The sequence below is a fragment of the Rhizobium sp. CSW-27 genome (genome assembly GCF_018760785.1).
Classification (GTDB): domain Bacteria; phylum Pseudomonadota; class Alphaproteobacteria; order Rhizobiales; family Rhizobiaceae; genus Neorhizobium.
This window is the reverse complement of the sequence record NZ_JAHHZO010000004.1, coordinates 313,952-336,808: the sequence shown is the minus strand read 5'-3', so window position 1 is coordinate 336,808 and position 22,857 is coordinate 313,952. Positions and strand designations below refer to the sequence as shown.

The 22,857-nt window shown below is 65.2% G+C and carries 20 protein-coding genes; 18 read left to right on the top strand and 2 right to left on the bottom strand.

What is annotated here, in order from left to right:
- The first annotated feature begins 45 nt into the window (after window positions 1–45).
- The 13 genes from argS (at window position 46) to KLP42_RS10625 (ending at window position 15,344) form a co-directional block, all read left to right on the top strand.
- Window positions 46–1,803 carry an arginine--tRNA ligase gene (gene argS, locus KLP42_RS10685; RefSeq protein WP_215566534.1) on the top strand — a complete coding sequence of 586 codons (1,758 nt, stop codon included), beginning with the start codon at window positions 46–48 and terminating at the stop codon, window positions 1,801–1,803.
- 68 nt (window positions 1,804–1,871) lie between these two features.
- Window positions 1,872–4,985 carry an SPOR domain-containing protein gene (locus tag KLP42_RS10680; protein ID WP_215566532.1) on the top strand — a complete coding sequence of 1,038 codons (3,114 nt, stop codon included), beginning with the start codon at window positions 1,872–1,874 and terminating at the stop codon, window positions 4,983–4,985.
- A 118-nt stretch (window positions 4,986–5,103) separates the two neighbouring features.
- Complete coding sequence (gene nagZ, locus KLP42_RS10675; protein ID WP_215566530.1) at window positions 5,104–6,120, top strand: beta-N-acetylhexosaminidase; 1,017 nt, start codon at window positions 5,104–5,106, stop codon at window positions 6,118–6,120.
- A 62-nt stretch (window positions 6,121–6,182) separates the two neighbouring features.
- The gene (locus tag KLP42_RS10670; protein WP_215566528.1) at window positions 6,183–7,010 is read left to right on the top strand and encodes a segregation and condensation protein A; all 828 of its coding nucleotides are present in this window, start codon (window positions 6,183–6,185) and stop codon (window positions 7,008–7,010) included.
- Between the two features lie 39 nt (window positions 7,011–7,049).
- Window positions 7,050–7,733 (top strand): SMC-Scp complex subunit ScpB, encoded by a 684-nt coding sequence (gene scpB, locus KLP42_RS10665; RefSeq protein ID WP_215566785.1) that lies wholly within the window; start codon window positions 7,050–7,052, stop codon window positions 7,731–7,733.
- A 44-nt stretch (window positions 7,734–7,777) separates the two neighbouring features.
- A complete protein-coding gene (locus KLP42_RS10660; protein ID WP_215566526.1) occupies window positions 7,778–8,881 on the top strand; it encodes an ABC transporter ATP-binding protein in 1,104 nt (367 codons plus the stop codon).
- A gap of 42 nt (window positions 8,882–8,923) precedes the next feature.
- Window positions 8,924–9,124 carry a twin-arginine translocase TatA/TatE family subunit gene (locus tag KLP42_RS10655; RefSeq protein ID WP_215566524.1) on the top strand — a complete coding sequence of 67 codons (201 nt, stop codon included), beginning with the start codon at window positions 8,924–8,926 and terminating at the stop codon, window positions 9,122–9,124.
- A gap of 50 nt (window positions 9,125–9,174) precedes the next feature.
- Window positions 9,175–9,966, top strand: a complete 792-nt coding sequence (gene tatB / locus KLP42_RS10650; protein ID WP_215566522.1) for a Sec-independent protein translocase protein TatB — start codon at window positions 9,175–9,177, stop codon at window positions 9,964–9,966.
- Window positions 9,963–10,793 carry a twin-arginine translocase subunit TatC gene (gene tatC, locus KLP42_RS10645; RefSeq protein ID WP_215566520.1) on the top strand — a complete coding sequence of 277 codons (831 nt, stop codon included), beginning with the start codon at window positions 9,963–9,965 and terminating at the stop codon, window positions 10,791–10,793. The genes tatB and tatC overlap by 4 nt, the downstream gene beginning before the upstream one ends.
- Window positions 10,794–10,888: 95 nt before the next feature.
- Window positions 10,889–12,172, top strand: a complete 1,284-nt coding sequence (serS, locus tag KLP42_RS10640) for a serine--tRNA ligase (protein WP_215566518.1) — start codon at window positions 10,889–10,891, stop codon at window positions 12,170–12,172.
- A 7-nt stretch (window positions 12,173–12,179) separates the two neighbouring features.
- On the top strand, window positions 12,180–12,947 hold the full coding sequence (surE, locus tag KLP42_RS10635) for a 5'/3'-nucleotidase SurE (protein WP_215566516.1): 768 nt from the start codon (window positions 12,180–12,182) through the stop codon (window positions 12,945–12,947).
- 8 nt (window positions 12,948–12,955) lie between these two features.
- Window positions 12,956–13,597, top strand: coding sequence for a protein-L-isoaspartate(D-aspartate) O-methyltransferase (locus KLP42_RS10630; protein ID WP_215566784.1), 642 nt, complete (start codon window positions 12,956–12,958; stop codon window positions 13,595–13,597).
- A 193-nt stretch (window positions 13,598–13,790) separates the two neighbouring features.
- Window positions 13,791–15,344 (top strand): M23 family metallopeptidase, encoded by a 1,554-nt coding sequence (locus KLP42_RS10625; protein ID WP_215566783.1) that lies wholly within the window; start codon window positions 13,791–13,793, stop codon window positions 15,342–15,344.
- A 98-nt stretch (window positions 15,345–15,442) separates the two neighbouring features.
- Here KLP42_RS10625 and KLP42_RS10620 read toward each other — a convergent pair whose 3' ends face one another.
- On the bottom strand, window positions 15,443–16,315 hold the full coding sequence (locus KLP42_RS10620; protein WP_215566514.1) for an ATP-binding protein: 873 nt from the start codon (window positions 16,313–16,315) through the stop codon (window positions 15,443–15,445).
- A 200-nt stretch (window positions 16,316–16,515) separates the two neighbouring features.
- On the opposite strand from KLP42_RS10620, the gene yajC reads away from it, so the two are divergent.
- The 5 genes from yajC (at window position 16,516) to KLP42_RS10595 (ending at window position 21,420) form a co-directional block, all read left to right on the top strand.
- Entirely contained in the window at window positions 16,516–16,866 is a 351-nt protein-coding gene (yajC, locus tag KLP42_RS10615; RefSeq protein WP_215566512.1) for a preprotein translocase subunit YajC, read from the top strand.
- Window positions 16,867–16,933: 67 nt separating this feature from the next.
- Entirely contained in the window at window positions 16,934–19,501 is a 2,568-nt protein-coding gene (gene secDF, locus KLP42_RS10610; protein WP_215566510.1) for a protein translocase subunit SecDF, read from the top strand.
- A 22-nt stretch (window positions 19,502–19,523) separates the two neighbouring features.
- Window positions 19,524–19,889, top strand: coding sequence for an Mth938-like domain-containing protein (locus KLP42_RS10605; protein ID WP_215566781.1), 366 nt, complete (start codon window positions 19,524–19,526; stop codon window positions 19,887–19,889).
- Between the two features lie 25 nt (window positions 19,890–19,914).
- Complete coding sequence (locus tag KLP42_RS10600) at window positions 19,915–20,766, top strand: phytoene/squalene synthase family protein (RefSeq protein WP_215566508.1); 852 nt, start codon at window positions 19,915–19,917, stop codon at window positions 20,764–20,766.
- Between the two features lie 189 nt (window positions 20,767–20,955).
- Window positions 20,956–21,420, top strand: coding sequence for a hypothetical protein (locus tag KLP42_RS10595; RefSeq protein WP_215566506.1), 465 nt, complete (start codon window positions 20,956–20,958; stop codon window positions 21,418–21,420).
- Here the strand turns inward: KLP42_RS10595 and trmFO are convergent.
- Complete coding sequence (trmFO, locus tag KLP42_RS10590; protein WP_215566504.1) at window positions 21,385–22,842, bottom strand: methylenetetrahydrofolate--tRNA-(uracil(54)-C(5))-methyltransferase (FADH(2)-oxidizing) TrmFO; 1,458 nt, start codon at window positions 22,840–22,842, stop codon at window positions 21,385–21,387. The genes KLP42_RS10595 and trmFO overlap by 36 nt on opposite strands.
- Window positions 22,843–22,857: the final 15 nt, after the last annotated feature.

The window sequence follows — 22,857 nt, the reverse complement described above, 5'->3', positions numbered from 1 at the left end:
CTGAGGCGGCCCGATGGGGGGCTGCCCTTTGCGCGGATGCAGCCCATGAACCTTTTCGCCGATTTCGAAGTCCGGATCAAAAACGCTCTGGAAGGCCTCGACATCATCCGGGAGAAGCGCGACAGCGTCGATTTCAGCCGCGTGACGGTGGAATCGCCGCGCGACCCGAGCCATGGCGATGTCGCGACCAATGCGGCCATGGTGCTCGCCAAGCCGCTCGGCACCAATCCGCGCGCGCTCGCCGACGTGATTGCCGCCAGGCTGAAGGAAGATGCCGATGTGGTGGAGGTGACAGTCGCCGGCCCCGGCTTCATCAATCTGCGCCTGTCCACCGGCTACTGGCAGCGCCTGCTGGCCGCGGTGATTCGCGCCGGCACCGATTATGGCCGCTCCACGACCGGTACCGGCAAGAAGGTGAATGTGGAATTCGTGTCGGCCAATCCGACCGGTCCGATGCATGTCGGTCATTGCCGTGGTGCGGTGGTCGGCGATGCGCTCGCCAACCTCATGGGCTTTGCCGGCTATGAGGTGACCAAGGAATATTACATCAACGATGCCGGCTCGCAGATCGATGTTCTGGCGCGCTCCTGCTTCCTGCGCTACCGCGAGGCGCTGGGAGAGCAGGTTGGTGACATTCCGGCCGGTCTCTATCCCGGCGACTATCTGGTGCCGGTCGGTCAGGCGCTCGCAACGGAATTCGGCACGCGGCTGCACAACATGCCGCCCGAAGACTGGATGCCGCTCGTCAAGGAACGGGCGATCGATGCCATGATGGCGATGATCCGCGAGGATCTCGATGCCCTGAACGTGCATCACGATGTCTTCTATTCCGAGCGGACGCTGCATGCGGATGGCGCGGCGCGCATCCGTCAGGCGATCAACGATCTCACCTTCAAGGGGCATGTCTATCGCGGCACGCTGCCGCCGCCGAAGGGCCAGCTGCCGGAGGACTGGGAGGACCGCGAGCAGACCCTGTTCCGTTCCACCGAAGTGGGCGACGACATCGACCGTCCGCTGATCAAGTCGGATGGCAGCTACACCTATTTTGCGGCGGACGTGGCCTATTTCAAGGACAAGTTCGATCGCGGCTATGACGAGATGATCTATGTGCTCGGTGCCGATCACGGCGGCTACGTGAAGCGTCTGGAAGCGGTCGCGCGCGCGGTTTCCGGCGGTTCGGCCAAGCTCACGGTTCTGCTGTGCCAGCTCGTCAAGCTGTTTCGCAATGGCGAACCGGTGAAGATGTCGAAGCGCTCCGGCGATTTCGTCACGCTGCGCGAGGTGGTGGACGAAGTGGGCCGCGATCCGGTGCGCTTCATGATGCTCTACCGGAAGAATTCCGAACCGCTGGATTTCGACTTTGCCAAGGTTACCGAGCAGTCGAAGGATAATCCGGTCTTCTACGTGCAGTATGCGCATGCCCGCTGCATGTCGGTGTTCCGGCAGGCGCAGGAAGCCTTCCCGGATCTCGACCTCGAATCGGTCGATTTCGCCGAGACCGTTGCGGAGATCACCGATCCGGCCGAATTGCAGCTGATTGCCAAACTTGCCGAATATCCGCGCCTGATCGAGGCTTCCGCCCAGTCGCAGGAGCCGCACCGGCTTGCATTTTACCTTTATGATCTGGCAAGCTCCTTCCATGCGCATTGGAATAAGGGCAAGGACAATCCGGAGTTACGGTTTGTTAAGGATAACGACCGAAAATCCAGCATTGCCAGACTTGGGTTGGTGCGCGCTGTCGCGTCCGTCTTGAAATCGGGGCTTGCTATCACCGGCACGGCCGCACCCGACGAGATGCGATAACATCGCCACCATTTTCCCACAAAGCGCTGGCAGGTGCTTTTGTTAGCGTTAGGTGAGTGGACGAGGGAATGGCAGACAACAGCGTTGCACCTGGCCGTATGAGCGGACCGGACTTTTTTGCCGATGACGATCCGCTGGCGGAGCTTGCCCGCATCGCTGGGTATGACGAGCGGCCTGAGCCGCGTTCGGCGTCACGTCGGGAGCCGGCCTTCAACCTGGAGGATGAGCTTCTTCGCGCCTTCGAAAGCTATGATTCGCCCCGGCTCGATCCGGTGGAGGATTTTTCGCTGACGCGGGCGCCTGAGCCGGAGCCGGCTTTCGAGCCGTCTCTGCCGGTCGAGGCGTTACGGACCGAGCCGCGCCCGGAACAGCCATCTCCGCGGCGTCTCATCGAGCCCGATCCGTTTGCTGAGCCCGATCCGTTTCCGGCCGTGCCGTCGTCCGGGCAGGGGCTGAGTGCGCCGGTTTCCCGTGCCGTCGAACATGGTCCTGCGGACTGGCGCGGCGTCTCTTCGGCGACCGAGGCGGCCGACCTTGCCGACGAAGCCCGTTTTGATGCCTCGATTGAGCCATCTGCGTCCTATGGGCAGGATGTGTCCTTCGCTGCGCCCCAGGTCTATTCCCCGTCCTTCCCGGAGCCGGATCTGTCGCCGCGTTCCGCGCCGATGCCCTCCATGGAGCCGGACTTCGAGATGGATCTCATCTCGGAACTGGAAACGTCGCTTGCGCCGGTCGCAGCGCCGTCAGGTCGCAAGACGCATACGCGTCCGCCGGCAAAGCCCTATGAGCCGGGCTTCCGCATGCCGCTGACGAATTTCGTGCGGGCTTCCGAGCCGGTGCGCGAGCCCGTTGCGCCGGTCGTGCCGGACACTGCGAATGCCGTCGATCCCTTCGAAGGCGTTGCCGACGTGCCTGGGCGTGCGCCTGACCGGGCCGTTTCCGTCCGGCCGGTTGCCCGGATGCCGGTGGAGGAACCCTACCTGCCGCCGGTCGCCGACATACCGGCGCCGCCGCAGAACCAGGCGGTGGAAGATTTTTCGCTCCAGGATCTGCCCTCCGTTGCGGCACGCTTTTCACCGATCGAGGACGATGTTCCGCAGCCCGCACGTGCCGAGCCTGCTTCGCGGGATATCGTTTCCGCCGCACCGGCTGGCGTGACGCAGGGCAGACCCGCGCCGGCGCTGTCCGGGCGGGAGGAGCCGGAGATCGACCTGATGCAGGATGTCGATTTCGAGCTGACGCTGGACGATCTGGACCTGGATTTCTCCGACATCCTGCCCTTCGACGATCGTGTGACGGCGCCGCAGCCGCCGGCCGCAGCATCTGCTGCGGCTGTGGAGCGGCCTGCGCCGGTCGCAAGGCCCGCCGAGCCTGTTGCTGTTCGCGCCGAGGATCGGGTGGAGCGTGCCGCCGCGCCCGCCGCACGGCCTGCCGCGCCCCCGGTTGTGCCGGTGGAGGCCTTCGATGCGCGCCCGGCGACCGCCGGTGCCGTTGCAAGGTCCGCGCCGGAGGTGTCGACACTAGGCCCGACGATCCCTGCCTTCCTGATGAATGCGCGTTCGGCGTCTGCCGTGGCCGAACCGGAACTGCGCAAGCCGCGGCCGGTTGAGCCGGAAGAGGCCGCGCCTGCGGGCGATGCCTTCGACCCGGCGCTGTTTGCGGAAACCGATGACGTGATCGAGACCGTTCCTGATCTCCATGTGCCGGAACTGCCGGCGCATGAACCGGAACAGCCGGTGCCGCCGCATTCGGATTTCGACCTGCATCTTGATTCGGAACTGGCCTCGCTGATCGACCAGCCCGCGCAGCCGAAGGCGCCAGCCGTTTCGCGGTCCCGTGCAACCGCGACGGTTGCCGTGGCGCAGGCACCGGCCCAGCCGGCGGCTGCCATTGCGCCGGCGCCGAAGCAGGAACTGTCCGGCCGCGAGTTCGAGGATTTCGAAAAGGCGCTGGAGGAAGACTTCCGGCGCGCCATGGCGCAGACCATGCAGCCGACGCCGTCCGCCGAGGAAGACGACGAGGAACCATACGACGTCTATCCGGTCGAGACGCGCCGGCGCGCACCGCGCTGGCTGCTGCCGGCTTCCGCTGCCGGCTTCCTCGTGATTGTCGGCGTCTCGGGTTATGTCTGGTATGCCGGCGACACCGGCAAGCTCGGCACCGATGGCGCGCCGGTGATCATCGCGGCCGATACGGAGGCGGTGAAGGTCGTACCGGAAAATCCGGGCGGCAAGACCGTGCCGAACCAGGACAAGGCCGTCTATGACCGCGTGGCCAGCGGCGCCTTGCACGATCCGAAGCAGCCTTCGCTGATTTCCTCGGAAGAGCAGCCAATGGACGTGGTGCAGAAGACGCTGATGCCGGACAATCTGCCGCTGCAGGGTGAAGAGGACGGTGCGGAGACCGCATCCGCCGAGCAACCCGCAACCGATACGCAGGATCCGCGCCTGCTGCCGCAGCAGGGCCACAATGGCGAGCAGGCCGCTGGCGGTGCAGACCAGCTGGCCGTGATGCCGCGCCGGGTCAAGACGATGATCGTGCGTCCTGACGGCACTCTCGTGGAACAGGTGACCGATACCGTTCCGCAGCAGCCCGCCGCCAAGGTTGCCGCAGCCCCTGCGCTGGCCGAACCGGTGGCTGCTGCCCCCGTTGCCGGCATTGCCCAGCCGCAGCCGGGTGCTGCGGCCGACATGGCGGGCGTCGACGTTGCCAAGGCAACGCCGCTGACCGGCACCGCTCCCGCCGAGACCGCGCCGGCAGCCGAGGTTACGGCAGGCGTGCCGCAGCCCGGCGTTCCGGTGCCGACAGCGCGTCCGTCCGTGCAGCCGGTCAAGGTCGTCGCCTCCGTCAGCGACCAGGGCGCTGTGCGGCCGAACCCGGCACCGCAGGCCCAGGCGCCTGCCGCGGCCGCCGCTCCGGCCGCCTCGGCGATGGCCGGCGGTTATTATATTCAGATCGCATCGCTGCCCAGCGAAGCCGATGCGCAGAAGTCCTACAGCAATCTGTCCAGCAAGTATGCGAGCCTGATCGGTGGGCGGCCGCATGATATCGCCCGCGCCGACGTGCCGGGCAAGGGCACCTATTACCGCGTCCGCATCGCCGCCGGCTCATCGCGCGACGAGGCTGTCGCTCTGTGCGAGAGCTATCGTGCCGCCGGCGGAACCTGCCTGATCGCCCGCTGATCAGGCAGGCGGCAGTCCGGACACCAGACAAAACGGGGCCCTTGTGCCCCGTTTTTCATGAACGTGAAGGCTCCCATCCGGGGCTACAGACATCATCCGTCGGGGGAATGATCCGAGCATGCGCCAGTCCAAATCCATGATCCTCGGATGCGCCGGTCTTGTGCCGAGCGCAGAGGAAAAGGCACTTTACCGCAGCGAGCAGCCCTGGGGCTTCATCCTGTTTGCCCGCAACCTCTCCGAGCCGCAGCAGATCCGCGATCTGGTTGCCGAACTGCGCGACTGTGTCGGCCGTCCCGATGCGCCGGTGCTGATCGACCAGGAGGGCGGTCGGGTGCAGCGCATTCGGCCGCCGCATGTGGAGGCCTACCCGCCGGCCGCGCGTCTTGGCGAGATCTATGCCGCCGATCGTGGCGCGGGCCTGCGGGCCGCCTGGCTGATGTCGCGCCTGCATGCCTTCGACCTGACAAGGCTCGGCATCACCGTCGACTGCCTGCCGGTCCTCGATGTGCTCATCGAGGGCGCGACACAGGCCATCGGCAACCGCTCCTATGGCAGCGATCCCGCCATGGTGACGGCGCTCGGCACGGCGGCGGCGGAGGGGCTGAAGGCCGGCGGCATGCTGCCTGTCATGAAGCACATGCCGGGCCACGGCCGCGCGATGGCCGATTCGCATCACGACCTGCCGGTGGTCAGCGCCAGCCGGGCGGAGCTGGAGGCGCAGGATTTCGCGCCCTTTCGCGCCCTGCGCAACGAACTGATGGGCATGAGCGCGCATATTCTCTTCACCGAGATCGATGCCGAGCGCCCCGCCACCACCTCGCCGACCGTCATCGGGGACATCATTCGCGGGCATATCGGCTTTGACGGGCTGCTCATCTCCGACGACAGTTCGATGAATGCGCTGAAGGGCACCATCGGCGAGCGCGCCTCCGACATTCTGGCGGGCGGCTGCGATATTGTCTTGCATTGCAACGGCCTGATGGAGGAAATGAAGGCGGTGGTGGAACGGGTTCCGGAACTTTCGGGCCGGGCGCTCGAGCGGGCAAGGGCCGTGGAAGCGGCCTTCCCGGTGGCGGACGACACCAATGAAGAGGCGGCGCGGGCCGAATTCCGGGCTCTGCTCGGCGGGGTCTGAGCGCGGCCGGCGGGGCAGCGCGGGACGTCGGGACAGCGCGGTCAGCACAGGCGGGGCAGCACATGGCCGGTGACATATCACAGTCTGCCACTCCGATGGACAGGCTCTGGCAGGACAGCGAGGCGCGCGGCACCACCGAGCCGGCGCTGGTCATCGATGTCGGCGGCTTCGAAGGTCCTCTCGATCTTCTGCTGCATCTTGCCCGTACACAGAAGGTCGATCTGGCCCGCATTTCCGTGCTGGCGCTGGCCGAGCAATATCTGCAATTCGTCGAAAGCGCACGCCGGGTTCGCATCGAGCTTGCCGCCGACTATCTGGTGATGGCGGCCTGGCTCGCCTATCTCAAATCCAAGCTGCTGATCCCGCAGCAGGTGCGGCAGGACGATGGTCCGACGGGCGAGGAAATGGCGGCGACGCTGGCCTTCCGCCTGAAACGGCTGGAGGCGATGCGCGAGGCGGCAACGCGGCTCGTCAATCGCAACCGGCTCGGCCGCGACGTGTTTGCGCGTGGCGCGCCGGAGCATATTCCCGAGCGCAATGGCGCAAGCTTCGAGGCAAATCTCTACGATCTCCTGCATGCCTATGCCAATCTGCGCCAGCGGCAGGCGGTCACCCAGGTCACTATCGAGCGGCGCAAGGTGTGGTCGCTGGTGGAAGCGCGCGAGCTTCTGACGACCATGCTCGGCGAGATCAGCGACTGGACGGCGCTGCAGCATTATCTGCTGGATTACCTGCCGCCGGCAGACCGGGTGACGGCGACCGCCAGCGCTTTTGCCGCCTCGCTGGAACTGGTGCGGGAAGGCAAGCTGGAAATCCGCCAGGAGGGAGCCTTCCAGGCGATTTACATGCGTCGCGGTCCGGGGCGCCCCGGCGGCGCGACCGGCGAATAGGAGAGGGGCGTGCAGGTTTCTCACGAGCAGGATGATGTCATGGCCGGGGAGCGCGAGCCGGTGCGGGCGGCGCTGGATCTGGAGGCGGAGCGGATTGCCGAGGCGCTTGTCTTTGCATCCGCCGAACCGGTCTCTGAAGCCTTCCTGCTGGAGCGCCTGCCGCGCGGCGTGGATGTGCGCGCCGTGATGGCACGGCTGGTGCGGCTTTATGCCGGGCGCGGCGTCAACCTTGTCCGCGTCGAGGATCGCTGGGCCTTCCGCACCGCCGCCGACCTTTCTTTCGTCATCCGTCGCGACGAGACCGAGAGCCGGAAGCTGTCGCGCGCGGCGCTGGAGGTGCTTGCCATCATCGCCTATCACCAGCCGGTCACGCGCGCCGAGATCGAGGAGATCCGCGGCGTGCAGACTTCGCGCGGCACGCTGGACGTGCTGATGGAGGCGGGCTGGGTACGCTTTCGCGGGCGCCGGCGTACGCCCGGCCGCCCGGTCACGCTCGGCACCACGCCGCGCTTTCTCGACCATTTCGGCCTGGAAGAAATCCGCGACCTGCCGGGTCTGGAGGAGTTGAAGGGGGCGGGTCTGTTGTCCGGGCGCATCCCGCCGGACTTCCGCATTCCGGTACCGGTCTCGGCCGATGATCTGTCGGAAGACGAGGATCCGATCACCCAGCTCGATCTGGAGGAGCTTGGCCTCTTGACTCCCGGGGGCGGAGAAGGGGAATAGCACATTCATCTTTGCAAGGACGGCATGACGAAGGCCCCAGGTTCATGAACGACATCGCGCCCGAAGGGTCGCCGACATCCCTGCGCCGTCCGGCCGGCGTGACCTTTGCGGCAAGCCTTGCCTTCGAGAATATCCGCCACAGCTATCACGGCAGGGAAACCATCCGCGATATCTCGCTGGAGGCGCGGCCGGGCGAGGTTCTCTGTCTGCTCGGCCCGTCTGGTTCGGGCAAGACGACGCTGCTGCGCATTGCCGCCGGCATCGAGGCGCAGACCGGTGGCCGCGTGCTGATCGACGGGCGGGAGGTGGCCGGGCCGGAGCTGTTCGTGCCGCCGGAAAAGCGCGGTGTCGGGCTGATGTTTCAGGATTACGCCCTCTTTCCGCATCTGAGCGTGCTGGACAATGTGCGCTTCGGTCTCACCGCCATGCCGGCAAAAGCCGCGCATGCCGAGGCCATGGTGGCGCTGGAGCGGGTGGGCCTTGCCCATTACGCGGCAAAATATCCGCATGCGCTCTCCGGAGGCGAGCAGCAGCGCGTGGCGCTGGCCCGGGCCCTTGCCCCGCGTCCCGGCGTCCTGCTGATGGACGAGCCGTTCAGCGGCCTTGATTCGCGGCTCAAGGACACGATCCGCGCCGACACGCTGGACGTTCTGCGGCAGTCGCGCGCCACCGCGATCGTGGTGACGCATGATGCGGAGGAGGCGATGCGCATGGGCGACCGTATCGCGCTGCTGAACCATGGCCGTCTGGTGCAGCTTGGCCGTTCACAGGATCTCTACCGCCGGCCGCAATCGCTGTTTGCCGCGGCCTTCTTCTCGGAAATCAACCGCCTGGACGGCCGGGTGCGCGGCGGTGCCGTGCAGACGCCGCTGGGGCGCGGCGATGCAGGCGCCCTGCCGGATGGCACGGCGGTCGATGTGGCGGTGCGGATCTCGCAGGTCATGGTCTGCGAATCGGGCGGTCCGGTCAACGCGCGCATCCTCACGCGCCGCTTTCTCGGCGTGGTGGAACTGCTGACGCTGGCGGTCGACGGGCTGGATGAGCCGCTGAGGGCACGCATCCGGGCGGACCAGTTGCCCGACGGTCTCACAGACGTGACCATAAAGGTTTCGGACGGCGATATTTTGGTGTTTGAAAAACAGGCCTAAACCGCTTACATCGGCAGGAACGCGCAATCACGGAGTGGAGTCATGGGTTCTTTTAGCATCTGGCACTGGCTGATCGTTCTGGTCATCGTGCTTATCTTCTTCGGGCGCGGCAAGATCCCGGACCTGATGGGTGACGTGGCCAAGGGTATCAAAAGCTTCAAGAAGGGTATGGCGGACGAGGACGAGACGCCGCCCGCGACCACGACGAAGACCGTGGACCACAAGCCGGAAGAAACCAAGTAAGCATCCGGTGCCGCGCCCCGGCGGGGCGCGTCTCCCGAGGAGCGTCATACATGCTGGACATCGGCTGGACCGAACTCTTAGTCATCGCGGTCGTTCTGATCGTCGTCGTCGGGCCGAAGGATCTGCCGCCGATGCTGCGTGCGTTCGGCAAGATGACCGCCAACCTGCGCAAGATGGCGGGTGATTTCCGCACGCAGTTCGACCAGGCCCTGCGCGAGGCCGACATGGACGATGTGCGCCAGACGATCACAGACGTCCAGCGCTTCCATCCGGCCAATGCCCTGCGCGAGGCGATCAATCCGCTCCGCGACATGGGCAACGAGATCCGCAACGACCTGCAGAAGGCGACCACGCTTCCCGCCGCCGGAGCGGCAGCCGCAACGGATGGCGGCGAAGAGGGCCTCGAACAGCTTCTGCCGACCTCCGACCTGTCGCTGCCCGACACACCGCCCGCATCGCTGGCGCCCGCCCAGTCCCAGAATGCGCCTGTGGCAGCGGCACCGGCCCAGCCAGCGTCCAGCGCGGCAGCGGTTCCCGCCCCGGCGTCTGCACCGTCTGCTTCGGCCGCATCTGCCGCACCGGCTCCATCGCCCGCGCCCGCACAATCCGTCCCGGCCGACGGTTCCGCACCGGCGGCGACTGCGGCCGTAAAGACGCCGCGTGCCCCCCGCAAGCCGAAGGCGCCGGCCGTGGCCGAGCCTGTGGCGGCGGCAAAGCCCGCAACCCGCCGCCCGCGCGCCGCCAAGCCTGCGGCTGCCGAACCGGCCGCCGAGACCGTGGCTGCCGCAAAGCCTGCCGCGCGCCCGCGCAAGAAGCCTGCCACGCCCAAGGATAATGCATGAACGGCGACATCGACGACAAGCCTCAGCCGCTCATCGAGCATCTGATGGAACTGCGCACGCGGCTCATCTGGTCGCTGGTGGCGTTTTTTGCAGCCTTCCTGGTGTGCTTCTTCTTTGCCAAGCAGCTCTTCAACCTGCTCGTGATTCCCTACAAGTGGGCGGTCGTCTGGGCAGGTCTCGACGTGGCAAAATCCGAACTGATCTATACCGCGCCGCAGGAATTCTTCTTCACGCAGGTGAAGGTCGCGATGTTCGGCGCGCTGGTCATTGCATTTCCGATCATCGCCTCGCAGCTTTACAAGTTCGTGGCACCCGGTCTCTACAAGAACGAGCGTGCCGCCTTCCTGCCCTTCCTGGTGGCATCGCCCCTGCTGTTTCTGCTGGGGGGCGCGCTGGTCTATTTCTTCTTCACGCCGATGGTGATGTGGTTCTTCCTCGCCATGCAGCAGAAGCCGGGCGAGGGCGAGGTGGCGATCTCGCTGATGCCGAAGGTTTCGGAATATCTCTCGCTGATCATGACGCTGGTGATGTCCTTCGGCCTGGTGTTCCAGCTGCCGGTGGTGACCACGCTGCTTGCCCGCGTCGGCCTGCTGACCAGCACCTGGCTGGCGGAAAAGCGCAAGTTCGCCATCGTCATCGCCTTCGTCGTGGCCGCCGTTCTGACGCCGCCGGATCCGATGTCCCAGATCGGTCTTGCGCTGCCGACGATCCTTCTCTACGAGGTCTCCATCTACGCCGCTCGACTCGTGGAGAGAAAGCGCGCGAGTGACGCTGCCTCCCAGCCGGATGGCAGTTCCTCCGCCGTCAGCCCGTCCGACGAGGCGTAGCATCCGTTCCGGCAGAACTGGATGTCCCGGCCGGAGCAAACCCTTTCGGCCGGGCCCATCCTCTCGGCCTCAACCGCAGGCGATCTGGAACGACGATGCTCGATATCAAGTGGATACGTGAGAACCCCGCTGCCCTCGACGAGGCGCTGAAGAAGCGCGGTGCCGAACCGCAGGCGGAAGCGATCATTGCGCTCGACGAGACGCGCCGCTCCGTCATCCAGACGCTTCAGGACATGCAGTCCCGCCGCAATGCCGCCTCCAGGGAGATTGGCGCCGCCATGGCGCAGAAGAACCTGGAGCTGGCCGAAAGACTGAAGGCCGAGGTGGCAAGCCTCAAGGACGAGATGCCGCTGCTCGAGCAGAAGGAACGCGAGGCGATTGCCGCGCTCGACGATGTCTTGTCGCGCATCCCGAACATTCCGCTCGATGACGTGCCGGTCGGCAAGGACGAGCATGACAATGTCGTTGCCCGCATCGTTGGCGAAAAGCCCCGCTGGAACCATCCGGCCAAGGAGCATTTCGACATCGGCGAAGCGCTCGGCATGATGGATTTCGACCGGGCCGCAAAGCTTTCCGGCTCGCGCTTCACCGTGCTGACCGGCCAGCTGGCAAAGCTGGAGCGCGCGCTCGGCCAGTTCATGATCGATCTGCACACCAGCGAACACGGCTATACGGAAGTCTCCTCGCCGCTGATGGTGCGCGACGAGGCCATGTATGGCACCGGCCAGCTGCCGAAGTTCGCCGAGGACCTGTTCCGGACCACCGATGGCCGCTGGCTGATCCCCACGGCAGAAGTGACGCTGACCAATCTGGTCTCCCAGGAAATCCTGGAGCAGGAACAGCTTCCGCTACGCTTTACCGCGCTGACGCCGTCCTTCCGTTCGGAGGCAGGCTCTGCCGGCCGCGATACGCGCGGCATGTTGCGCCAGCACCAGTTCTGGAAGTGTGAACTCGTCTCGATCACCGATGCGGAGAGCTCGATTGCCGAGCACGAGCGGATGACGGCCTGTGCGGAAGAGGTGCTGAAGCGTCTCGGCCTGCATTTCCGCACCATGACGCTCTGCACCGGCGACATGGGGTTCGGTGCCCGCAAGACTTATGACCTCGAGGTCTGGCTGCCGGGGCAGAACACCTATCGCGAAATCTCCTCCTGCTCTGTCTGCGGGGATTTCCAGGCGCGGCGCATGAATGCGCGCTACCGTGTCAAGGAGGAGAAGGCGCCGCGCTTCGTGCATACGCTGAACGGGTCCGGCACCGCTGTCGGCCGCTGCCTGATCGCCGTTCTCGAAAACTATCTGAACGAGGATGGTTCCGTCACCATTCCGGACGCGCTTTTGCCCTATATGGGAGGTCTGACGAAGATCGAACGGAGCGCGTGAGGGAACAATGCGGATCCTGCTCACCAATGATGACGGCATTCATGCCGAGGGGCTGGCGGTGCTGGAACGCATCGCCCGCACTCTTTCCGACGATGTTTGGGTCGTCGCACCGGAAACCGACCAGAGCGGCCTTGCCCATTCGCTGACGCTGTCTGAACCCTTGCGCCTGCGCGAGATCGGCGACCGGCATTTTGCGCTGCGCGGCACGCCGACGGACTGCGTGATCATGGGCATCCGCCATGTGCTTGACCGCAAGCCTGACCTTATCCTGTCGGGCGTCAATGCGGGCTCCAACATTGCCGATGACGTGACCTATTCCGGCACCATAGCGGGCGCCATCGAGGGCACCCTTCAGGGGATCCGTTCGCTGGCGCTCAGCCAGGCCGTGCTTTACGAGGACGGCAAGCGCAGCCTGCCCTGGGCAACGGTGGAAGCCCATGCACCCGACCTGATCCGCAGGCTGATTGCGCTCGATCTGCCCGAGGGCACCTTCCTCAACCTCAATTTTCCGCCCTGCGCTGCCGGGGCGGTTACGGGTGTCTCAGTTACGGCGCAGGGCAAGACGGATTTCGCCATCGTGGTGGATGAGCGGCAGGACGGGCGCGGCAATCCTTATTTCTGGCTGCGATTCGGCAATCGCACCGGACAGTTCTCGCCCGGCACCGATATTCATGCGCTGCGCGACAACCGCATTGCGGTGACGCCGCTGAAGCTGGATCTGACGGACCATGCGATGCTCGTTGCCGTGGAACAGACCTTGGGAGCAGGTGCTTGAAGCCAGGCATGATCGAGAAGGAAGGGTTTGCTGCCCTGGTGCTGCGCCTGCGGGCCCAGGGCGTAACCGATCTCGACCTTCTGACCGCAATCGAGCAGACGCCGCGCAGCCAGTTCGTTCCGCCGCAATTCGTCTCCGATGCCTATTCCAGCCGGACCATTCCGATCGAATGCGGCTCCTTCATGGAGGGGGCGGATCTGGCCGCGCGGCTACTGGCGCAGTTGCAGGTGAAGCCCGGCCATCGGGTGCTCGATATCGGCACGGGCAGCGGCTTCACTGCCGCTGTGATGGGCCGCATTGCCGAGCGGGTGCTGTCGCTGGAGCGGTTCCGGACCCTGGTCAAGGCGGCGCAGGGGCGGCTTGAAGCGCTCGGCATGCGCAATGTGATCATCCGCCAGGCCGATGGCAGCAATGGCTTGCAGGGGGAGGGGACCTTCGACCGCATTCTGGTGACGGCCGCTTTCGAGGCCATCCCGCGCTTCTATGCCGAACAGCTCGTGCATGGCGGATCGATGATCGCCCCGCTGATGACCGGGGAAGACAGCTGCATGATGATCCGGCTGACCAAGGTCGGCAGCCGGTTCGAGCGGGAGGATCTGTTTCCCGCTCCCTACCTGCCGCTCGTCTCGCATATCGCCGTGCATCTTTAGGACGCCTGGCCCCAAGACCGGATGCTGATCAGCAGTCATGGTTAGCAATTTGCCAAAAAAATGAAGCGCCCCGGCGCACCTTAACCCAACGGTAAGACTAACGGTCTTTAATGGATCACGAAATTAGTCGTGTCAGTTGGGTCGAGTCATGCGTTTGAAGAGTTCGTCAATGATGAGAAAATCGGTCACGCGGATGGCGGTGGCTGCTTTTCTGGCGAGTGCGGCAACGGGATGCAGTTCCGACGCCACCCGCTTTTCCGGTCTCTTTCCTGGAAGCGATGAGATGACGACAGCCTCGATTCCCCAGAGGCAGGGCTCTGGCGCCTATGGCGCCGCTCCGGTTCCGAGCGATGATGTCGGCGGAGGGTCGCCGGCCTATCCGCAGAGCGCGCCCTCCTATGGTCAGTCCTATCCTGCGCAGCAGCAGGGCGGTTACGCCGCGGCCGCCATGTCGCCGGCCCGCAGTGCTGCCGCGCCGGTGACGGTGCAGCGCGCCGAGCTGGCCCCGCCGAGCGGCGCGGTCAGCCAGTCGAGCCTGCCGCCGGTCGATGAGCCGCAGACGCAGCAGGAGGCGATGGCGCAGCCCATGCCGGCATCCGCTTCGCCGTCGTCCGCCGGCGCCCGCAAGATGGCCGCCGCCAACGATGACGGTCTGGTGACGGGCACGACAGGTCCCGGCTGGTCCACGTCCAATGCGCCGCGTGTCACGCTGCGGCCGGGCGAATCGGCCAAGACGCTGTCGCAGCGCTATGGCGTGCCGGAACGCGAGATCCTCAGGGCGAATGGCGGCGCACTGACGCCCGGCCAGAATGTCATCATTCCGACCTATGCCCAGCGTCCCAACGCTGCCAGGGTTGCCTCGGCAACGGGCGACCTGCCGAATGGCGGCGATGTTCCGACGCCGGCGCGCCAGCAGGGCGACAAGGTGGCCGTGCTTCCTTCCGCCGGTGCCGCACGTGACAAGGCGCAATCCGATGCCGCCGGCAAGCTGACGCCGCCGGCGGGCGGAGAGCCCGTGCCGCCGAAGGGGGGCTCCTATGTGGTCAAGCCGGGTGATACGCTGAGCAAGATCGCCCGCGCCACCAATACGCCGATCGATCGCCTGAAGGCGGAAAACGGCCTGTCGGATGGTCAGATCCGCGTCGGCCAGACGCTGAAGGTGGGCGCTGGTGCCGGTCAGTCGGATGCTGTCCAGACGGCCTCTGTGCCACACAACAATGCGTCTCCTGCGAAGGTGCAGGCCGCTGCCGCCGTCACCTCCGAGCCGGCGGCCGCCAAGGCACCGGAAAAGCCGGCCGCGACGCAGACCGCGAGCCTTTCCGATGTCGAAAGCAAGTCGGATGTCAGCACGCCGGCGCCTTCGTCGACCGGCATCAGCAAGTATCGCTGGCCGGCCACGGGTGCGGTGATTGCCGCCTTCGGCGCCAATGTCGATGGCAACCGCAATGACGGCATCGACATTTCCGTGCCGGAAGGCACGCCGATCAAGGCAGCAGAAAACGGCGTCGTGATCTACGCCGGCAATGGCCTGAAGCAGCTCGGCAATACGGTGCTGGTGCGCCATGACGACGGCAAGGTCACCGTCTACGGCCATGCCGCCTCGATCAGCGTGTCGCGCGGCCAGAAGGTGCAGCGCGGCCAGACGATTGCGCTTTCGGGCATGAGCGGCGATGCCAAGCGTCCGCAGGTGCACTTCGAGGTGCGCAAGGACGCAACCCCGGTCAACCCGATGACGTTCCTCGAATAGTATTGCGTAATGGGGAATGCGAGAAAGCCCGGCATCGTCCGGGCTTTCGTCGTTGTGGCGATGCAAGGCGGGGTGCTGGCTTCCGGTATCGATGGCTGTCAGCTGCGTGGCAGCGGCTTGCGCAGGCGCCCGGCCAGATCCTGGATATACTGCCAGGCAACGCGCCCGGAACGACCGCCGCGCGTCGTGGCCCATTCCAGCGCCTCGTGATGCAGCCTGTCGCGGTCGAGGCCGAGGGCGAAATGCTCCGCATAGCCGTCGATCATGGCCAGATAGTCATCCTGATTGCACTTGTGGAAGCCGAGCCACAGGCCGAAACGATCCGACAGCGACACCTTTTCCTCGACCGCCTCGGACGGATTGATCGCCGTCGACTGCTCGTTTTCAAGCATATGTCGCGGCAGGAGGTGGCGGCGGTTGGAAGTTGCATAGAACAGCACGTTTTCCGGTCGCCCCTCGATGCCGCCATCGAGCGCTGCCTTCAGCGACTTGTAGGCGGTGTCGTCATGATCGAAGGACAGGTCGTCGCAGAACACGATGACGCGATGGCCGGAGGATTTCAGAAGGTCGAGCAGGGCGGGCAGGGTGGAGATGTCCTCGCGGTGCACCTCGACCAGTTTCAGGCTGGCGCCGGTTGCCGCCTTGACGTCGGCATGCACGGCCTTGACCAGCGACGACTTGCCCATGCCGCGTGCGCCCCACAGCAGCACATTGTTTGCCTCGAAGCCCTCGGCAAAGCGCAGCGTGTTTTCATGCAGAATGTCGCGAACGTGATCGACGCCGCGGATGAGTTTCAGCGCGACGCGGTTGGGGCGGGCCACCGGCTGAAGATACTGGTTGGCCGGCATCCAGACGAAGCAGTCGGCGGCACTCCAGTCGTTGACCGCCGGCGCAGGCCCGGCCAGTCGTTCCAGGGCATCCGCCAGACGACGGACTTCGGCGAGCAGTTCGGCGGTGGCGTCCATGGACATCCTCTCCTTCGTGGTGCGGCAAAGGCCCGGTCTTCATCTTTTCGTGGCGGGTAGCATGGCGTTTTGGCGGCCGAAAGGGTAAGAGGCCTGAATTCGGTACGCCCCCGCCGCCGTTTCTGTTGCAATCACCCCGATCGCGACTATATTCCGGCGGCTTGAAGCGGGGGGTGCCTCCGTATCCGTCTATCCGGGAGTTCTCGATGTTCATTACCGAAGCATTCGCCCAGGCCAATGGCGCCGCTGCTGGCGGCTCTGCCTTTGGCTCCGGCCTTGAAATGCTTTTCCTCTTCGCGCCGCTGATGGTGGTCTGGTACTTCTTCCTGATCCGGCCGCAGCGCCAGCAGATGAAGAAGCGTCAGGAAACGCTCTCCAATATTCGCCGCGGCGACCAGGTCGTGTTGGGCGGCGGCATTTCCGGCAAGGTGACCAAGGTCATCGACGACAACGAACTGGAAGTGGAAATCGCCGAAGGCGTGAAGATCCGCGCCGTTCGCACCTACATCGCGGAAGTTCGCGTCAAGGGTGAGCCGGTCAAGACCGAGAACGCCTGACCCATCTGCGGGGAGGGCGCCCGGCTGGCGGGTGCCTCCCTGATCCTGCCAGAATATCGAGAGCGCAATGCTATACTTCTCCCGCTGGAAGACACTTTTCATCTGGTTCGTCATCGTCGTGAGCGCCCTTGTCGCGGCACCGAATCTGGTCAGCAACGAGCAGTTGGCAAAGCTCCCGGGCTGGTTTCCGACGAAGAAGGTGACGCTCGGCCTCGACCTGCAGGGCGGCTCGCACATCATGCTGAAGGTTGAGCGCGCCGATATCGTCAAGGAGCGCCTCGAAACCGTGGTTGGCGATGTGCGCAATGCCTTGCGCGAAGCCAATGTGCGCTATACCGGCCTGACGGGCACGGGTCAGCAGATTCAGGTGCGTATCACCGATACGGGCCAGCTGCAGGCGGCCAAGGATGCGCTGAACCCGCTTCTGCAGCCGGTCTCGGCCGGCACCTTCGGCGGCTCGGTCACCGAAGTGTCGCTGGAGGATGAAGGCAACGGGCTTCTGCGCCTGACGCTGACCGATGCGGGCATCAGCTATCGCCTCTCGTCTGCCGTCACGCAGTCGATCGAGGTCGTGCGTCGCCGCGTCGACGAACTCGGCACCACCGAACCGCTGATCCAGCGGCAGGGCGATGATCGGATCATCGTGCAGGTTCCGGGGCTGCAGGACCCGCAGCGCCTGAAGGCCCTGCTGAATCAGACGGCAAAGCTTTCCTTCCATCTGGTCGATACCTCTATGCCGGCACAGGAGGCCCTGAACGGCCGTCCACCGGCAAGTTCCGAAATCCTCTATTCCACCGACGATCCGGCCGTTCCCTACCTGGTCGAGCGGCGTGCGCTGGTCTCGGGCGAAAACCTGGTGGATGCCCAGGCGAGCTTCAACCAGCAGACCAACGAACCGGTCGTCACCTTCCGCTTCGATTCGCGCGGCGCCCAGCGCTTTGCCCAGGCGACGCAGCAGAATGTCGGGCGTCCCTTCGCCATCGTTCTGGATGACCAGGTGATCTCTGCCCCGGTGATCCGCGAGCCGATCATTGGCGGTTCCGGCCAGATCTCCGGCAATTTCACCGTTCAGGGCGCCAACGATCTGGCCGTGCTGCTGCGCGCCGGTGCGCTGCCGGCAACGCTGACCGTGGTTGAGGAGCGGACCGTCGGTCCGGGCCTCGGCGCGGATTCGATCCGTGCCGGTGTGGTTGCCAGCATCATCGGCGCGGTTGCCGTGGCCGGCTTCATGTTCGCCTTCTACGGCTTCTTCGGCCTGCTCGCCAACGTGGCGCTTGCCGTCAACATCGTGATGATCCTTGCTGTTCTGACGCTGATCGGCTCGACGCTGACCCTGCCGGGCATTGCGGGCATCGTGCTGACCATGGGCATGGCGGTCGATTCGAACGTTCTGATCTACGAGCGCATCCGCGAGGAAGTGAAGAGCGGGCGTTCGTTGCTGCCGGCGATCGACAGCGGCTTCCGGCGCGCCTTCGGTACGATCATCGACGCCAACCTGACGACGCTGATTGCCGCCGTGGTTCTGTTCTATCTCGGTTCCGGTCCTGTGCGCGGCTTCGCCGTGACGCTGGCGATCGGTATCGTCACCACCGTCTTTACCGCCTTCACCTTCACCAGCTGGATGTTCTCGCTGTGGGTCAAGCGCGCCAAGCCGAAGGCGCTGCCCAAGGGCATCCGCACTGGCATCTTCGATGGTCGCGGCCTGCCGTTCATGTCGATCCGCCGCTACAACTTCTCTGCAGCGGCCGTGTTGTCGATTGTCTCGCTGGTCGGTTTCGTCGGCGTCGGCATGAATCTCGGCATCGATTTCCGCGGCGGCTCGATCATAGAACTGAAGGCGCGCGAGGGTGATGCCAACATCGCCGATATCCGCGCGCGTCTCGACCAGTTGAACCTCGGCGATGTCCAGGCCCAGGGTTTTGGCTCGCCGCAGGAGGTTCTGGTGCGCGTCCAGGCGCAGGATGGCGGCGAGAATGCCGAACAGTCGGCGCTGGAACGCATCCGCAACGATCTCGAGAAGGATTACGACTTCCGCCGTGTCGAGGTGGTCGGTCCCTCGGTCTCGAGCGAACTGACCTACAGCGCCACGTTCGGGGTCGGAATCGCACTGCTGTTCATCCTCATCTACATCTGGTTCCGCTTCGAATGGCAGTTCGCCATCGGCGCAATCATCGCCACCATGCATGACGTGATCCTGACGCTTGGCCTCTTCGTGCTGACGGGGATCGAGTTCAACCTGACCAGCATCGCGGCCATCCTCACCATCGTCGGCTATTCGTTGAACGATACGGTCGTCGTCTATGACCGCATGCGTGAAAATCTGCGGCGTTACAAGAAGATGCCGCTGCAGGAGGTGATCGACATCTCGATCAACCAGACCCTCTCGCGTACGGTGCTGACCGCCGTGACGACGCTGATCGCGCTGGCGGCCCTCTACATCTTCGGCGGCGAGGTGATCCGTTCCTTCACCTTCGCCATGCTGTTCGGTGTCGCGGTCGGTACCTTCTCGTCGATCTACATTGCGGCCCCCGTGCTGATCGGCTTCAAGCTGCGGACGGATACCTTCGGCAGCGAAGACGACAAGAAGGCCAAGGCGACGGACAAGGGCTTGCCGGCCGGCAAGCCCGGCGTGTGAGGCCTTGAGCCGCGCAATCGACATGCGCGACGCCCATTTTCCGGGGCGCGCGCCCATCGACGCCTATGGCAATGGTGGCTTCCGCTTTGCCGACATGTCGCATCGCGGCTCGCTGATCTGCCTGCCCGCCGGCATTTATGCCTGGGACATGGCGGAAGGCGACCCGCTGACGGTCGAGGCCTTCGCGCGCGTGCTTGATGCGGAAGGCGTCGAATTCCTGCTGGTCGGCACCGGTCGCGACATCCGCCCGCTGCCCGCACCGCTGAAGGCCGCGCTCCGTGCACGTGGAATTTCGTCCGACCCGATGGGAACCGGGGCGGCCATCCGGACGTACAACATCATGCTCGGCGAATCGCGGCCGGTGGCCGCGGCCCTGATTGCCGTCTGAACCGAATTTGTGCGGAGGGAAGGCCGTGACGGCTGCTGCCGGCGACCATTGGGATATCTGCCTGTCGACCTTGCGCGAGACGGATCGTGACCGTTATCTCGCCTGTCTGCTGTCGCCGCAGGAAAAGCGGGGCGCACTCGGCGCGCTTTATGCCTTCAATGCCGAGATTGCCCGTGTGCGCGAGGTGGTGCAGCAGCCGCTTGCCGGCGAGATCCGCCTGCAATGGTGGCGTGATCTGCTGACGGGTACAGCGAGCGGCGACGCTGGCGGTAATCCGCTCGCCGTCGCTCTGATCGAGACGGTGGAGCGCTACAGCCTGCCACGCCAGAGCCTGATCGACCTGATCGACGCCCGCATCTTCGATCTCTATGACGATCCGATGCCCGATCGCAATGCGCTGGAGGGCTATGCGGGCGAGACTGCCTCGGCCCTCATTCAACTGGCCGGTCTGGTGCTCGATGCGCCGGCAGCAATGCGACAGGCCGAAGCCGCCGGCCATGCCGGCGTTGCCCAGGCGATTTCCGGCCTGCTTCTGCTGCTGCCGCAGCACCGGCGCCGTGGCCAGGTCTATGTGCCGCAGGATATCCTGTCTGCCACCGGCCTCGATCGCGACGCTTTTCTGGGCGACGAGAAGGGGGAGAATGCGGCGCATGCCGTCGGGGCGCTAGCCGCCCTGGGGCTTGAACACCTCGGCAAGGCGCGCAGGGCGGAACTGCCGCCCGGTCTTCTGCCGGCATTCCTGCCGGTTGCACTGGCCGCACCGGTTCTGAAGCGGACCGAGACCAGGCCGCAAGATGCGCTGGCGGGGCGGCTGCAGCGGCCGCAATGGCGTCGTCAGCTCTCCATGCTGAAAATGCTGGCACTGAAGCGCCTCTGATCCGGCAGGCCGTGCCACCTGCTGCTGCCGCACTTTTTTGCGTCACCTGCATTTCCCGCCTGCGGCGATCGGTCCGGGCGGTTGAGACGCCAGGGCGCGTCGGTTCCGTGTGACGGTCACGTTCGGGCAAGCCTCGTCGGCTAGATGGCGGGGGCGGCGAGAGGTGCCGTCTGCAGGGGAGAATTCCGTGTGAGTCTGGTCGTCTGGGCAATCATATTCGGACTGGTCATCCTGACCGCCTATTACACCACGCGCATGGCAAGGGAACGCGAGGAACTGGACCGGCACGATCCGGGGCTGGCCATCCTCGAATTCGGCCGTGCCTATCCGACCGAAGCAATCCGCAGCCTGCACGAGACCGAGGACGGCAATGCGATCTTCGTGCGCCTGCACGACAACAAGGCCGGTGTCATGCGCAATGGCGGTTCGCATTACGCCTGCCATCTCATCGAACCGGGGCGAGCCCAGGTGACGCCCATGTCGAACGGGCGCGGTTTGACGATCGACTTTCTCGATGCGCCGACCCAGAGCGGAAGCTTCGTGTTCTCCACCGCCGCGGAGGCGGCCGAAGTGTCGCTGTGGCTGCTCGGCAATTATCTGACGCGCGAGCAGATGCAGCTAGACGGCGTCCGTGGCCAGGGCGGCAGCGTCTGAGGCATCCTCCGGCGCCGGAAGGCCGAGCCAGGCGGCGCAATCGCCGAGTGCCCGGCGCGCCAGAAGCTGGCGCTTCATCACCGTCTTGTCCTTGCCCCGGAAGCGCTTGACGCCCTCCGGCTTGACGATCGAGCCGGGCTCCAGTTCCGGAAAGAGGCCGAAATTGATGTTCATCGGCTGGAAGGAACGCTTGCCGGGTTCGTCGTCGGAGACCAGATGGCCGCCGGTGATGTGGTTCAGGAGCGATCCGAGCGCCGTGGTCGCCGGCGGCAGCGAGGGTGCCTCGCCCCTGGCTTCCGCCGCAGCGAAGCGACCGGCCAGCAGGCCAATGGCCGCACTTTCCACATAGCCCTCGCAGCCGGTGATCTGTCCGGCAAAGCGCAGGCCCGGGCGCGACTTCAGCGTCAGACTCCGGTCGAGCAGGGTCGGCGAATGGATGTAGGTGTTGCGGTGCAGGCCGCCGAGCCGTGCGAATTCGGCATTCTGCAGGCCGGGGATCATGCGGAAGATTTCCGCCTGCGCGCCATATTTCAGCTTCGTCTGGAAACCGACCATGTTGTAGAGCGTGCCGAGCGCATTGTCCTGCCGCAGTTGCACGACGGCATAGGCCTTGACGGTCGGGTTATGGGCATTGGTGAGGCCCATCGGCTTCATGGGTCCGTGGCGCAGCGTTTCGCGGCCGCGCTCGGCCATCACCTCGATCGGCAGGCAACCATCGAAATAGGGCGTGCCTTCCCATTCCTTGAAGCCGACCGTGTCACCAGCGATCAGGGCATCGACGAAGGCGTCATACTGTTCCCTGTCGAGCGGGCAGTTGATGTAGTCCTTGCCCGTGCCGCCGGGACCGACCTTGTCATAGCGCGACTGATACCAGCAGATCGACATGTCGATAGAGTCACGATGGACGATCGGCGCGATGGCATCGAAGAACGCGAGCGCATCCTCGCCGGTTTCCGCCTGGATGGCGGCGGCGAGCGTGGCCGAGGTCAGCGGGCCTGTCGCGACGATGGAGAGGCCCCAGTCCTGCGGCGGCAGGCCCTGCACTTCTTCCCGCACCACGCTGATCAGCGGATGGCTGGAAATCGCCCTGGTGACGGCATCGGAGAAGCCGTCGCGATCGACGGCAAGCGCGCCGCCGGCCGGCACCTGGTGGCGATCGGCACAGGCCATGATCAGCGAGCCGGCGAGGCGCATTTCCGCATGGATGACGCCGACTGCATTGGCGGTGGCATCGTCGGAGCGGAAGGAATTGGAGCAGACCAGTTCGGCAAGGTGGTCGGTCTTGTGCGCATCCGTGCCGCGCACGCCGCGCATTTCATGCAGGATGACGGGGGTGCCGGCTTCGGCCAGCTGCCAGGCGGCTTCGGAACCGGCAAGGCCGCCGCCAATGACGTGAACGGGATTTGAGGTAATCTGGGTCATGGGCGGCTCAATATC

Coding starts and splice junctions, on each gene's coding strand:
- serS (WP_215566518.1), top strand. CDS start 10,889: ATGCTCGATATCAAGTGGATACGTGAGAACCCCGCTGCCCTCGACGAG.
- surE (WP_215566516.1), top strand. CDS start 12,180: ATGCGGATCCTGCTCACCAATGATGACGGCATTCATGCCGAGGGGCTG.
- trmFO (WP_215566504.1), bottom strand. CDS start 22,842: ATGACCCAGATTACCTCAAATCCCGTTCACGTCATTGGCGGCGGCCTT.
- KLP42_RS10655 (WP_215566524.1), top strand. CDS start 8,924: ATGGGTTCTTTTAGCATCTGGCACTGGCTGATCGTTCTGGTCATCGTG.
- nagZ (WP_215566530.1), top strand. CDS start 5,104: ATGCGCCAGTCCAAATCCATGATCCTCGGATGCGCCGGTCTTGTGCCG.
- KLP42_RS10605 (WP_215566781.1), top strand. CDS start 19,524: ATGCGCGACGCCCATTTTCCGGGGCGCGCGCCCATCGACGCCTATGGC.
- KLP42_RS10625 (WP_215566783.1), top strand. CDS start 13,791: ATGGCGGTGGCTGCTTTTCTGGCGAGTGCGGCAACGGGATGCAGTTCC.
- KLP42_RS10670 (WP_215566528.1), top strand. CDS start 6,183: ATGGCCGGTGACATATCACAGTCTGCCACTCCGATGGACAGGCTCTGG.
- KLP42_RS10660 (WP_215566526.1), top strand. CDS start 7,778: ATGAACGACATCGCGCCCGAAGGGTCGCCGACATCCCTGCGCCGTCCG.
- secDF (WP_215566510.1), top strand. CDS start 16,934: ATGCTATACTTCTCCCGCTGGAAGACACTTTTCATCTGGTTCGTCATC.
- KLP42_RS10630 (WP_215566784.1), top strand. CDS start 12,956: ATGATCGAGAAGGAAGGGTTTGCTGCCCTGGTGCTGCGCCTGCGGGCC.
- yajC (WP_215566512.1), top strand. CDS start 16,516: ATGTTCATTACCGAAGCATTCGCCCAGGCCAATGGCGCCGCTGCTGGC.
- scpB (WP_215566785.1), top strand. CDS start 7,050: ATGGCCGGGGAGCGCGAGCCGGTGCGGGCGGCGCTGGATCTGGAGGCG.
- argS (WP_215566534.1), top strand. CDS start 46: ATGAACCTTTTCGCCGATTTCGAAGTCCGGATCAAAAACGCTCTGGAA.
- tatB (WP_215566522.1), top strand. CDS start 9,175: ATGCTGGACATCGGCTGGACCGAACTCTTAGTCATCGCGGTCGTTCTG.
- tatC (WP_215566520.1), top strand. CDS start 9,963: ATGAACGGCGACATCGACGACAAGCCTCAGCCGCTCATCGAGCATCTG.
- KLP42_RS10620 (WP_215566514.1), bottom strand. CDS start 16,315: ATGTCCATGGACGCCACCGCCGAACTGCTCGCCGAAGTCCGTCGTCTG.
- KLP42_RS10680 (WP_215566532.1), top strand. CDS start 1,872: ATGGCAGACAACAGCGTTGCACCTGGCCGTATGAGCGGACCGGACTTT.